The sequence below is a fragment of the Staphylococcus sp. HGB0015 genome, from assembly GCF_000411275.1.
GTDB lineage: Bacteria > Bacillota > Bacilli > Staphylococcales > Staphylococcaceae > Staphylococcus > Staphylococcus schleiferi.
Genome location: NZ_KE150417.1, coordinates 526,022 through 538,327, shown reverse-complemented (window position 1 = coordinate 538,327; position 12,306 = coordinate 526,022). Strand labels below are relative to the sequence as shown.

Below are 12,306 nucleotides of genomic sequence, written 5' to 3'. Positions count from 1 at the left end.
CACTCTTTTAAATGAAAGTCGACTTATATTAATTTTCTTCTGATTCCATCATTTGTTTAATACGTTTAGCTTCTTTTTCACGTTGACCTTTATTTAAAATTTTCTTTCTCAATCTCACGTTTTCAGGTGTTACCTCTACCAATTCATCATCGTTAATAAATTCTAACGCTTCTTCTAACGATAACTTACGAGGTTTTTTCATTGTTTCTGTTTGGTCTTTTGTCGCAGAACGTACGTTAGTTTGATGTTTAACTTTAGTAATATTGACAGTCAAATCATTTTCTCTGTTATTTTGACCTACAATCATTCCTTCGTATACATCTGTTCCAGGTTCCATAAAGTTAATACCACGGTCTTCTAAACCTAAAATCGCATATTCACTTGCAGATCCTTGGTCCATAGAAACTAACACACCGTTACGACGTCCACCAATACGACCTTTAATACGAGGTCTAAACTCATCAAATGTATGGTTAATGATACCGTAACCACGTGTCATAGACATGAATTCAGTTGTATAACCAATTAATCCACGCGCAGGCACGTTAAAGATTAGACGTGTCAATCCATTATCTGTCGTTACCATATCCACCATTTCACCTTTACGTTGTCCTAAAGACTCAATCACTGCACCTGAATATTCTTCTGGCACTTCAGCTTGAACGCGTTCAAATGGTTCATGTAACACACCATCAATATCTTTTAAAATAACTTGTGGTTTTGAAACTTGTAATTCAAAACCTTCACGTCTCATATTTTCGATTAAAATTGATAAGTGAAGCTCCCCACGTCCTGCAACTGTCCATGCATCTGGTGAGTCTGTTGGTGTAACTTTCAATGATACGTCTGTTTCAAGTTGGTTGTCTAAGCGCTCTTGAATTTGTCGTGCTGTTACAAATTGACCTTCTCTACCCGCAAACGGTGAATTATTCACTTTAAAAGTCATTTCAAGTGTTGGTTCATCAATACGTAATACAGGTAATGCATCTTGATGATCTTGTGGTGTGATTGTTTCACCTACGTTAATGTCTTCCATACCTGAGACAGCAATCAAATCACCTGCATAGGCTTCTTGAATTTCTTCTCGTTTTAAACCAAAATAACCAAATATTTTAGTCACACGGAAATTTTTAACTGATCCATCTAATTTTAATAATGATACGCTTTCACCAACACGCATTGTCCCTCTAAATACGCGCCCTATTCCAATACGCCCTACATAGTCATTATAATCAAGCAATGCAGGTTGGAATTGTAAAGGCTCGTCACGATTATCAACTGGTGCTGGAATATATTCTAAAATCGTTTCATATAAGCTTTGCATGTTTTCATCTTGTTTTTCAGGATCAAGGCTTGCAGTACCATTAATCGCTGAAGCATAGACAACAGGAAACTCAAGTTGGTCATCATTTGCATCAAGTTCAATGAATAAATCTAAAACTTCATCCACTACTCCCTCAGGACGTGCTGAAGGTTTATCAATTTTATTCACAACAACAACAGGTTTCAAGTTTTGTTCTAATGCCTTTTTCAAAACAAATCGTGTTTGTGGCATTGTTCCCTCATAGGCATCTACAACTAAAACAACACCGTCTACCATTTTCATAATACGCTCAACTTCTCCTCCGAAGTCAGCATGCCCAGGTGTATCTAAAATATTAATACGTGTGTCTTTATAGTTAACTGCTGTATTTTTCGCTAATATTGTGATCCCACGTTCTCTTTCTAAGTCATTAGAATCCATCGCACGTTCTTCAACATGCTCATTCTCACGAAAAATACCAGATTGTTTTAATAGTTCATCAACCAATGTCGTTTTACCATGGTCTACGTGAGCGATAATCGCAATGTTACGAACATCTTCTCTAAATTTTGTCATACTTTAATTCCTTTCTCGGGTAAATTACCACTTTCTTTTACAACTCGTTTATTATATCATAGAAATGAAATGAAGAAACAGAGTTAGGTGGGATTAAGATGAAAAAATCTCAATCAATTTTTTTATTGCTATCAATTCTTGCAATTTTCTTTTTAACCATGTTTAGCTTTGCAATCGCTGCAACCAATGTATTTTGGATGATCGTCACATTTATTTTAATGGTAGCAACGTTTGGTGTAGGCTTTTCATTAAAAAAGAAATACCGTGAAAACGATTGGCTATAACAACCACGAATGACTACATCTTTTAATAAATTTAAGGGCTGAGACACATTGATGTCCCAGCCTTTGTTTATACCCATTTTACTTATGTTTCAACTTTTCATGCAAAGCGATGAGTGTCTCATCATGCTGACGCAAATAGTCCTGTCGAATTGCTGTGTGTACTTTTTTATTTCCTACGAGAACAGAATTCGGATGCGTCATTGCTAAAGGTTCTCCTAAGAAATTTGTCGCAATCCCATCCACTTCTTCTAGTATAATGATGCCTCCAGCATAGTCCCATGGTTGTAAACGTGGTGTCATATATGCAGCAAGCTGTCCTGTAGCAACGTAAACAATTTCGAGTGCTGCTGATCCATATGCGCGTGCACTTCTTGAGTCACTTACGATAGGTTCTAACATTGTGCCTAATTTAGGTTTTGTGAGCCAATTTGGATTCATACCAATAATACTCTCACTTACGACAGTATCCTCTAAAAGAGGTAAAAGTTCTTCATTCATCAGTGCACCTTTCCCAGCTTTGGCATGGTAAAGTACATCTCTCATCACATCATAGACAAACCCTGCATAAGGCTTCCCTTCTTTAAAGATACCTATTGATATTGCAAAGTTTTCACTTTGATGAATAAAGTTTAACGTACCATCAATCGGGTCAATCACCCAGACAATGCCTTCAGTCGTTTCAATGTCATGGCCGTGGCCTTCTTCACCAATAATGCGATGATTTGGGTAGCTCTCTTGGATTTGACTCACAATAAACTGTTCTGTCTCTTTATCTACATTCGTTACTAAATCATTGGGGTTCGACTTAGCTTCAATTGCAAGTGTGTCACCCATCTTTTTTCTAATATTATTTCCTGCTTCTAAAACTAAACTTTTCGCAAAATCATATAAATGCATTCGACTCACTCCTATTAAATTCATTATACACTAAAATGGGGCAAGATGAATGTTTCGCAGTTCGGTATATGCTACAATGAAATCAGTTTAACACGGATACATAAGGAGGCGTATGATGACAAAATATACGTTTAAACCCAAAGATTTTAAAGTCTTTGAAGTAGAAGGTCTAGATGCAAGAATGGAAGCATTAGAACAACAAATTCGACCTCAATTACACGCACTTGGCGACTATTTTACAGATTATCTTGAAACTTTAACTGGTGATACTTTTTATGCACATGTAGCTAAACATGCTAGACGTACGGTCAATCCGCCCAAAGATACTTGGGTCGCTTTCGCAACGAATAAACGTGGTTATAAAATGATGCCCCATTTTCAAATTGGCTTATTCGAAGATCACTTGTTTGTGATGTATGGACTCATGCATGAAGATAAAAACAAAGCTAAAGATGTTGAAGTATTTGAAAACAAATTAGAAACGCTTCTTGATCTGCCTAACGACTTCCAAATATCTTTAGATCATACACAGCCCGATAAATCTCGTATACAAGATTTATCAAAAGAAGAACTTCAAAAAGGTATCGCACGCGCTAAAAATGTTAAAAAGGGCGAGTTTTTTGTAGCACGAGCGATTCCTCCTCAATCTGAGCATTTGAAAACGGATAAAGCATTTATTGCCTTTTTAGAAGACACATTTAAGCATCTTTTAAAATTTTACAGTTAATGTAAAGCATAGATGCCATAATAAAAAGACTTGGTCATTGCCAAGTCTTTTTATAATTATTTATCATCTCGATCTAAATCATCTAATCTTTTTAGTGATTCATCTCTATTATTTTGATACTGATCTCCGCTATTTTCTGCATGTTGCGTTTGGTTTTGATTAACTTCTCTATCTTGTGGTTCATGTACAACATTTTGTCTCTCCTGATGACGTTGGGCTTCCACATCTTGAGGATTTTCTTGATATTGTTGTGAGCGGTGTTCAGGATTTTGATAAATGTAGTTTCCATTTTTTGGCTTGCGGACAAGTAACATAATACCTGCAATTAACCACAAAATTCCTGAAATCAAACTTGCGCTTAAAAATACACCTGTTGCAGCAGCTATAATTAGTAATATCCCTGCTAAAATAGGCTTTTTAAACAAGAATACGGCCACTAGCGCAACAACTAAAGGAATAAGAAAAGTAATCAATGAAGTTGGGTTAATATTATTCAATTGAGACGCATCTTGACCCGTCATCTCAATTTGTTGTTGAAATTCTGGATTTTTAAAAATAGCAATCGCACCAATAATTAAAACGAACCAAATTGCGTGTAGAACAATTCCTACCCACGTTAAAACTTTCTCTGCTGTACGCTTGAATGGTACTTTTGCATCATTTCTGTTGACGATGCGTTCATCATTTTTATGCTGATTATAAACGTATTGATCTGACATATTAAAACCTCCTTATTGACTGTATTGCCTTTTTTCAAACTTTTAAACGCATAATACTTCATTTTATGTGTATTGCTAAATTTTGAGCATGTCCGCACAAAATGACATCATTTTTACAATAAACCTATAAGTTACATTTTATATTAGTAAAAATAAAATCAATATACTCAACGTGATACACGTGTTAGTATCCAACGTCAAACGGACACCTAAAATCAATGATATATTAAAATAGATAAGATTTAAAGATAATTATATTAAAATTTGAATAAATAGGCTAAACCAATAATTTATCGAGATTTTTATTATCATATTCACTGGCAAGCTTGTGCTATTTTCTACATTATTAAAAGGCACTTATTCCGATGTTCATGTCTAATCTCAAAGCGATACTAAAATCTAACTTTTAATGATTAAAGACATGCACTGAAATAAGTGCCTTTTTTATTTTGCGATTCAAATAACGTTATTGCTTTTCGTCTTCTTGCTCGCTGTCTTCAGCAGACTGTTTTGGTCTATCTTGTTGCAATTTCAAACGATTATCATAATTTTGGCGACGTTGTGTCGATGCACTCACTCTATGCTTTCTTTGTTCTTTTTCATGCGCCTTACGTGCTTTTTTCTCTTCTTTACGTTGTGCTTTGAGTTCTGCTTTCTCTTGCTTACGTTGTGCTTTAAGCGCTTCAGGTGATGTAACCGTATCATCCTCGTCATATTCTTCTGAAGTCGTTACATCATTTTCCACATCTTGTTCAGGCTCAGCTTGGTGAGACATTGTACGACTATCATAAATGAGTGTGTCATCTTCTGCATCATTGATATCATGTGTTGATTGTTCAACCTCATTTTTCTTAATCGGCTTATGATTATACTTTGCAGACCGTGATAATACAACTGGTTCATCATCAGATGGCCCCTCGTTTTCAACATGCGTGTCCTCTTTTTCCGCATTGAAGTGTGTCGATTGCGTATGAGGCAGATCTCCCTCATCTTCATCATACGTATTCTCTCTATATGATGGATAGCCGCCCATGTCTTGGTACATAGGTACAAGTTCATATTTTTCTTTTCTTCCAAACATCATTAGCGCAACAATAAAAAAGAATAATGGAACTAAAATAAAAAATAATGGTAATGTAATAATCGCTACTAACAAAAATAGCAGTCCTGATACAATACGATGATTCATTGAAATCAATGCTAGGAATGAAATCAATAGACATACGATCAAATATACGATAAATGCCCATACACCGTTCTGTAACATAATCACAAGTTGGGTTGCATTTAAATTATTACTTGCTAAAAAATCTTGCAAAGTGGCATTATTGGCAACCCCATTTTCTAGTTTTTGAATTGAATTCTCGTTACTAAAGAGAACCAAGCCAAAAAACATCGCCACAACTGTAGCACCTAATAATAATATCCAACTCAACCAGCCAAGAATCTTCTCAGCAAGACGATTTACAGGACGACTGATTTGTGTATATGCTTCTCCAGTCATGCTTCCACTCCTCTTATTTATCTTACTCACTTAATTATAACTAAACTCAAATGAAATCACTAGAATCATAACGCCATTTTGAAATTTAGGAAACGCTCATTGTATTCATTTAACACATCTGGCCCTAAATCTTTGTACACTTCAAGACGTTTTTGCTCTTCTCGTGTTGGGTAAACACGATGATCGTGACTCATTTCTTTTGGCAATAATTTTCTAGCCGTTTGATTAGGTGTACCATAACCCACCCATTCGGTATTTTGCTTACTCACTTTAGGATCCAACAAAAAGTTAATAAATTGATGTGCACCTTCAACATTTTGTGCCGTTTTAGGAATGACCATATTATCAAACCATAAATTCGAACCTTCTTTTGGCACGACATAGTCAAAATGATCGTTTTCTTGAAACAATGGTGCTGCCGAACCGCTCCAAATGACAGCAACATTCGCCTCATGTTGCTCAAGCATCATTTTAATTTCATCGCCTACAACACCTCGAATATTAGGAGAAAACGTTTTTAAGTTTTGTTCTGCCGATTCTAAATGTGTCTCATTCGTATCATTTAAACTATACCCTAAACTATTGAGAGATAGACCCATAATTTCTCGAGCGCCATCCACCAATAATACATCATTTTTTAACCGTGGATTTTTTAAATCATTCCAACTATTAAAATCGATATCAGGATATTTTTCTTTATTATACAAAATGCCGACTGTCCCAAAGAAATATGGAATCGAATAAGTATTTTTAGGATCAAAAGGCTGATTCATATAATGTGGGTCTAGATGCTTCATGTTTGGAATTTTTTGATGATCAATTGGACGCAATAAATGCGCTTTTCTCATTTTTTCTATCGTGTAATCACTCGGAAAGGCCACATCGTAATGCGTACCGCCATTGCGAATTTTTGCCTCCATCGCTTCGTTAGAATCAAATGTTTCATAAACCACTTGTATCCCTGTTTTCTGTTCAAATTGCTGAATTATTTCAGGATCAATATATTCTCCCCAATTATAGACGTACAGCTTTTCTTGTTGCTTGCCACCAATTTCATCATGGTTAATCCAATACCCGACACCCAAACTGATTAAACCCAGTAAGAGTGCGCCCCCAATGAGTTGTATCAATTGTTTCATATCGTCACACCTCTTTTACTGGATTGCTTCTTCTGTTTATGGCGCTGTATCAGTTGATAGCTGATTAAGCCAACCATAATCAATACAAATAAAATCGTAGAAATAGCATTAATTTCCATACTTACACCACGTCGTGCCATCGCATAGATTTCAACAGATAAAACACTAAAGCCGTTACCTGTCACAAAGAAGCTCACTGTAAAATCATCTAGAGAGTAAGTTAGTGCCATAAAAAAGCCACCAATAATTCCCGGCATGATATGCGGAATGAGCACCTTACTCAATAATTGAAACTCGGTAGCACCTAAATCACGTGCTGCATTCATAATTGAATCGTTCATTTCGTATAATTTTGGTAAAACTATAATGACAACAATAGGAATACAAAAGGCAATATGTGAGATGAGGACAGAGGTAAAACCTAATCCATATCCCGTAAAATGACCTATCGCTGTAAACATAATTAAAAATGAAGCCCCTATTACAACATCGGAAGAAACCATTAAAACGTTATTTAAAGTGAGCAACGACATTTTTAATGTTTGATTCCGAAGTTGGTACAACAACAATGCTCCAAAAACACCAATGATAGTTGCAATACTCGCTGCTAATAATGCAATCGCAATTGTATTAAAAACAACTTGCAAGAGATGTTTATTTTGAAATAAAGCTTGATAATGTTCCCATGTAAAACCTTCAAAATGCGTCATATTCCCCGCACTATTAAACGAATACAACATTAAAAAGAATATCGGCAAATACAAAACGACTAATAAGGTGTACAAATAAGTTTTACCGTACCATTTCATTTTGATGTGCCCCCTTTTTGCTTACTTCGTGTTAATACCATGACAAATGCCATGAATAACACTAAAAATATTGCAATTGTTGAGCCCATACCATAGTTTTGTATCACCAAAAATTGTTCTTCAATCGCTGTACCAATATTAATCACTTTATTACCGGCAATCAATCTCGTAATCATAAATAGAGATAATGCAGGAATAAAAGTCACTTGAATACCTGTTTTCACACCTTCAGCCGTTAACGGTAATAAAACTTTTCTAATCACCGTCGCTCGATTTGCACCTAAGTCTTGTGCTGCAAAAAAGAGCTGCTCAGGAATATCTTTCATACTGTTATAAATTGGAAGTAACATAAACGGAATATAAATATATGCCGAAACAAAGATAAAGGCTGGCGCTGTGAACAGTATAGGCTGTGCTGGAAGATGAAAGGACATCAAAATTTTGTTGATAAATCCATCATGACTGAAAATACCAATAAATGCATATGTCTTAAGTAGTAAATTCATCCATGTAGGTATAATCATGATCAACAACCAAGTGGCTGCATTTTTAGACTGTTGAATAAAATACGCAGCCGGATAACTGACTAAAAGACAAATCAAGGTAATGATAAAGGCATAAATAATAGATTCACCGAGCATCATCATATAATGCGCTGTTAAAAATTGACGATAATTCATCAAAGTAAAGTGTCCATCTTCATTGACGAATGAAAAATAAAGGAGTAACACGACAGGTATGATAATGAAGAAAACCATCCATAGCAAATAAGGAATTGCGAGCCAACGATTAATGTGTTTCATAGCTTAATTCTCCATAACCTTCTATACGTTTATCAAACTCTTCTTCAGTTTCACCTGGCACCATGATATGAATCGCTTCTGGCTCAAAATCGAGTCCTACACGTGCTCCTATATTTGCATTTTTAGTCGATTGAATTGTCCATTCATACCCTTTTCGATCTTCACATATCATTTCGTAATGTACGCCTCTAAATAGCGAACTTGTCACAGTCGCTTTAAAAAGCCCTTTTTCTTCAGGAACAACTGTAATATCTTCTGGTCGAATAACGACATCGACTTGCGTTTGTGGCGGGATATCTTTATCTACACAATCAAAATTTTGACCATAGATATTGACGATATAGTCCTCCACCATAACACCCTCAACAATATTGGATTCACCAATAAAATCTGCCACAAAACGATTGACGGGCTCATCATAAATATCAAGTGGTGTTCCAAATTGTTCAATTTTTCCTTCACGCATTACAAAAATAAAGTCGCTCATCGCTAAAGCTTCTTCTTGATCATGTGTTACAAATACGAAAGTAATCCCAAGACGTTTCTGTAACGCTCTTAATTCGTACTGCATTTCAGTACGCAATTTCAAATCTAATGCGGATAACGATTCATCGAGTAATAAAATCTCTGGTTCATTGACAATTGCACGTGCAATCGCAATACGTTGTTTTTGTCCACCACTTAATGCATGTATAGAACTTTCAATATATTTTTCAAGCTTTACTAATTTAAGTGCTTCTTTTACTTTTTCATCAATTTGTTGCTTATTTAGCTTTTTTAATTTCAAACCAAATGCCACGTTATCATAAACATTTAAATGTGGAAATAAAGCATAATCTTGGAAAACGGTATTGACTTGTCGCTGATTTGCTGGCCATTGATTAATGTTTTTACCTAAATACACAATTTCTCCCGCGTCCGGCGATTCAAATCCCGCAATCAGTCTTAGCATCGTCGTCTTACCACATCCTGATGGCCCAAGTATCGTATAAAAATAACCAGATTCTATCTCTAAATCAACTGCATCTAAAATTGTCGTTTCATCATACTTTTTAGTAATCTTCTTAAAAGATAATAACTCACTCAATTCTAAAACCCTCCTATAAATATGATGATGTAGCAACAATCATCAACTTTGCACAAACATGACCCGCATTAGATAAACGATGTGTGGCATGTGCTTTAAAATAAAGTGCATCCCCCTGTTCAGCAGTATATTGATGATCGCCTAAAGTCAGTGTAACCTTCCCTTCTAAACAATATACAAATGTGTCAGAGACAGAAGGCTGAAAATCTTTATATGACGCATAAGGTTGCAATGTCAGTAATAAAGGTTCCATATCAAACTCATTCGAACGTTTTACTGGCCATTGTAAAAAATACCCTTTTTCATCTTCATCATAAGTCAGTTGCTCATTTTTCGGATAATGTACTTTTGTGACGTATTTCGTATCAAAAAATTCTTTTGGAGAAGTACCTAACACTTCGAGAATATTTAAGAATGTTTCCATGCTTGGAGAAGTTTTATTACTCTCAATTTGAGAAATATAGCCCTTAGATAAATCTGTCCTTTCACCAAGCTCTTCTTGCGTTAAATTTTTTAAGCGTCTCAAGTTTTTAATCTTTTGACCAATCTCCATAAAGTTCCTCCACTCAAAAAAGCGACTTGTTTACTTTTACTAAACATTTTGTTTAATGCTTAATAAAAATAACAAATCGCTCACGAAATTACAATAGTTTTTTACTTGTTTGATAAAATTTCTTGATCTGGATTTTCTTTAGCTTGTTTCATCACAAAATAACTGTCATAGCCACTGTGCTTTCTGAAATCTTCAAAAATACGTTTTTCATCAGCTTTACCCGGAACAACTGCTTTGAAACGACGATAACGTGTCATTAAAACTTCTCTTGCAATGTGTTGTTCATAGTAGGATTCAATCGCATTAAAAAATGTAATGACATCCATGATTTCATCTTTCGACCAGTCCATATCAATTGGATAATGATAATCCATTCGAGCCCCTCCTTAAAGTTGGAATCCATTCCACACATCTCGTTGTTCATTCTAACATTGTTCTGAAATTGAAAAAAGGGACTGAAACAATGATGTTTCGGTCCCTCATTTATATAACTATTATTACATTGTATGGATTGGTAATCCTAAAGCTTTTTCAGCTGCTTCCATGCTCATTTCACCTAAAGTTGGGTGGGCATGTACAGTTAAAGCGATATCTTCAGCATTCATACCTGATTCAATTGCTAAACCAAGTTCAGCGATCACGTCTGATGCACTTGTACCTACCACTTGCGCACCAATTAATGTGTCATCTTCTTTAAGTGTAATCAATTTAACGAATCCGTTTGTATCATCTAATGATAATGCACGGCCGTTTGCTTGATAAGGGAATTTAGAAGCTTTATATTCGATGCCTTCTTCTTTAGCTTGTGCTTCAGTATAACCCACTTGTGCCAATTCAGGCTCAGTGAAACATACTGCTGGCATACCAATGTAATCTACTTCTGCATTTTTTCCAGCAATCGCTTCAGCAGCAACTTTTGCTTCATAGCTTGCTTTATGTGCTAATGGTAATCCTGGAACAATATCACCAATTGCATAGATACTATCAACAGAAGTACGGCTTTGTTTATCGACTTCAATTAAACCACGATCAGTAAGTTTAACGCCTGCTTCTTCTAAACCAAGCTCGTCTGTATTTGGACGACGACCTACAGTTACTAATACGTAGTCAGCTTCGATTGTTTTTTCTTCGCCTTTAACTTCATAAGTCACTTTAACGCCATTTTCAGTTTCTTCAGCAGATTTAGCTAAAGCTTCAGTTTCGATCTTCATACCTTTAGCTTTCATTTCTTTCTTAACTGGTGCAACCATTTGTTTTTCGAAACCGCCTAAGATTTCTTTCGCACCTTCAAGAATTGTTACTTCAGTACCGAAGTTCGCATAAGCAGTACCTAGTTCTGAACCGATATAACCGCCACCAACAACGACTAATTTTTCTGGTACTTCTTGTAAGTTTAATGCACCTGTTGAATCAAGAACGCGACCACCAAATTCAAAATTAGGAATTTGAATTGGGCGTGAACCTGTTGCAACGATAGCATTTTTAAAGTTGTAAGTTTGTGCACTTTTTTCATCCATAACACGTAAACTGTGTGCATCAACGAAATAAGCTTCACCTTTAACGATTTCAACTTTGTTACCTTTTAATAAAGATTCAACGCCGCTTGTTAATTTGTTAACAACTGAACCTTTAAAATTTTGAACTTTACCGAAGTCTAAAGAAACATTTTCTGCTGTAATACCAAGGTCTGAACCGTGTTGAGCTTGTTCAAAGCGGTGAGAAACATTTAATAACGCTTTAGAAGGAATACAACCTACGTTTAAACACACACCACCTAAGTTACCTTTCTCAACGATTGTTACTTTTTGACCTAATTGTGCAGCACGGATCGCTGCAACATAACCACCAGGGCCTGCCCCAATGACAATAGTATCTGTTTCAATTGGAAAATCTCCGACTACCATA

General features: G+C 35.6%; 13 protein-coding genes. 2 read left to right on the top strand and 11 right to left on the bottom strand.

The genetic code is table 11. The annotated features are described in order from the left end of the window. Positions 1-28 precede the first annotated feature (28 nt). Complete coding sequence (gene typA / locus HMPREF1208_RS02510) at positions 29-1,879, bottom strand: translational GTPase TypA (RefSeq protein ID WP_016424775.1); 1,851 nt, start codon at positions 1,877-1,879, stop codon at positions 29-31. Between the two features lie 92 nt (positions 1,880-1,971). On the opposite strand from typA, the gene HMPREF1208_RS02505 reads away from it, so the two are divergent. Next, positions 1,972-2,163 (top strand): DUF5325 family protein, encoded by a 192-nt coding sequence (locus HMPREF1208_RS02505; protein WP_228480309.1) that lies wholly within the window; start codon positions 1,972-1,974, stop codon positions 2,161-2,163. 78 nt (positions 2,164-2,241) lie between these two features. Here HMPREF1208_RS02505 and HMPREF1208_RS02500 read toward each other — a convergent pair whose 3' ends face one another. Further along, positions 2,242-3,060, bottom strand: a complete 819-nt coding sequence (locus tag HMPREF1208_RS02500) for an inositol monophosphatase family protein (RefSeq protein ID WP_016424773.1) — start codon at positions 3,058-3,060, stop codon at positions 2,242-2,244. A 115-nt stretch (positions 3,061-3,175) separates the two neighbouring features. On the opposite strand from HMPREF1208_RS02500, the gene HMPREF1208_RS02495 reads away from it, so the two are divergent. Next, entirely contained in the window at positions 3,176-3,787 is a 612-nt protein-coding gene (locus tag HMPREF1208_RS02495; RefSeq protein ID WP_016424772.1) for a YktB family protein, read from the top strand. Between the two features lie 56 nt (positions 3,788-3,843). On the opposite strand, the gene HMPREF1208_RS02490 is transcribed toward HMPREF1208_RS02495, so the two are convergent. The 9 genes from HMPREF1208_RS02490 to lpdA all read right to left on the bottom strand — a co-directional run bounded on the left by HMPREF1208_RS02490 (position 3,844) and on the right by lpdA (position 12,305). Beyond that, complete coding sequence (locus HMPREF1208_RS02490) at positions 3,844-4,506, bottom strand: DUF4064 domain-containing protein (protein ID WP_016424771.1); 663 nt, start codon at positions 4,504-4,506, stop codon at positions 3,844-3,846. Positions 4,507-4,972: 466 nt separating this feature from the next. Next, a complete protein-coding gene (gene auxB, locus HMPREF1208_RS02485; RefSeq protein ID WP_016424770.1) occupies positions 4,973-6,010 on the bottom strand; it encodes a lipoteichoic acid stability factor AuxB in 1,038 nt (345 codons plus the stop codon). A 65-nt stretch (positions 6,011-6,075) separates the two neighbouring features. Beyond that, a complete protein-coding gene (locus tag HMPREF1208_RS02480; RefSeq protein WP_016424769.1) occupies positions 6,076-7,149 on the bottom strand; it encodes an ABC transporter substrate-binding protein in 1,074 nt (357 codons plus the stop codon). Further along, positions 7,146-7,958: an ABC transporter permease gene (locus HMPREF1208_RS02475; protein WP_016424768.1), complete on the bottom strand. Its 813-nt coding sequence runs from the start codon at positions 7,956-7,958 to the stop codon at positions 7,146-7,148. Before HMPREF1208_RS02475 ends, HMPREF1208_RS02480 begins: the two co-directional genes overlap by 4 nt. Next, positions 7,955-8,761: an ABC transporter permease gene (locus HMPREF1208_RS02470; RefSeq protein ID WP_016424767.1), complete on the bottom strand. Its 807-nt coding sequence runs from the start codon at positions 8,759-8,761 to the stop codon at positions 7,955-7,957. Before HMPREF1208_RS02470 ends, HMPREF1208_RS02475 begins: the two co-directional genes overlap by 4 nt. Next, positions 8,748-9,848 (bottom strand): ABC transporter ATP-binding protein, encoded by a 1,101-nt coding sequence (locus HMPREF1208_RS02465; protein ID WP_016424766.1) that lies wholly within the window; start codon positions 9,846-9,848, stop codon positions 8,748-8,750. The genes HMPREF1208_RS02470 and HMPREF1208_RS02465 overlap by 14 nt, the downstream gene beginning before the upstream one ends. A 13-nt stretch (positions 9,849-9,861) precedes the next feature. Continuing rightward, entirely contained in the window at positions 9,862-10,401 is a 540-nt protein-coding gene (locus HMPREF1208_RS02460) for a helix-turn-helix domain-containing protein (RefSeq protein ID WP_016424765.1), read from the bottom strand. A gap of 101 nt (positions 10,402-10,502) precedes the next feature. After that, complete coding sequence (locus HMPREF1208_RS02455) at positions 10,503-10,775, bottom strand: UPF0223 family protein (protein WP_016424764.1); 273 nt, start codon at positions 10,773-10,775, stop codon at positions 10,503-10,505. A gap of 123 nt (positions 10,776-10,898) precedes the next feature. After that, the gene (gene lpdA, locus HMPREF1208_RS02450; RefSeq protein WP_016424763.1) at positions 10,899-12,305 is read right to left on the bottom strand and encodes a dihydrolipoyl dehydrogenase; all 1,407 of its coding nucleotides are present in this window, start codon (positions 12,303-12,305) and stop codon (positions 10,899-10,901) included. Position 12,306: the final 1 nt, after the last annotated feature.

Excerpts from the sequence above, each read along its gene's own strand:
- typA (WP_016424775.1), bottom strand. The coding sequence starts at position 1,879 with ATGACAAAATTTAGAGAAGATGTTCGTAACATTGCGATTATCGCTCAC.
- HMPREF1208_RS02500 (WP_016424773.1), bottom strand. The coding sequence starts at position 3,060 with ATGCATTTATATGATTTTGCGAAAAGTTTAGTTTTAGAAGCAGGAAAT.
- HMPREF1208_RS02495 (WP_016424772.1), top strand. The coding sequence starts at position 3,176 with ATGACAAAATATACGTTTAAACCCAAAGATTTTAAAGTCTTTGAAGTA.
- HMPREF1208_RS02490 (WP_016424771.1), bottom strand. The coding sequence starts at position 4,506 with ATGTCAGATCAATACGTTTATAATCAGCATAAAAATGATGAACGCATC.
- auxB (WP_016424770.1), bottom strand. The coding sequence starts at position 6,010 with ATGACTGGAGAAGCATATACACAAATCAGTCGTCCTGTAAATCGTCTT.
- HMPREF1208_RS02480 (WP_016424769.1), bottom strand. The coding sequence starts at position 7,149 with ATGAAACAATTGATACAACTCATTGGGGGCGCACTCTTACTGGGTTTA.
- HMPREF1208_RS02475 (WP_016424768.1), bottom strand. The coding sequence starts at position 7,958 with ATGAAATGGTACGGTAAAACTTATTTGTACACCTTATTAGTCGTTTTG.
- HMPREF1208_RS02470 (WP_016424767.1), bottom strand. The coding sequence starts at position 8,761 with ATGAAACACATTAATCGTTGGCTCGCAATTCCTTATTTGCTATGGATG.
- HMPREF1208_RS02460 (WP_016424765.1), bottom strand. The coding sequence starts at position 10,401 with ATGGAGATTGGTCAAAAGATTAAAAACTTGAGACGCTTAAAAAATTTA.
- HMPREF1208_RS02455 (WP_016424764.1), bottom strand. The coding sequence starts at position 10,775 with ATGGATTATCATTATCCAATTGATATGGACTGGTCGAAAGATGAAATC.
- lpdA (WP_016424763.1), bottom strand. The coding sequence starts at position 12,305 with ATGGTAGTCGGAGATTTTCCAATTGAAACAGATACTATTGTCATTGGG.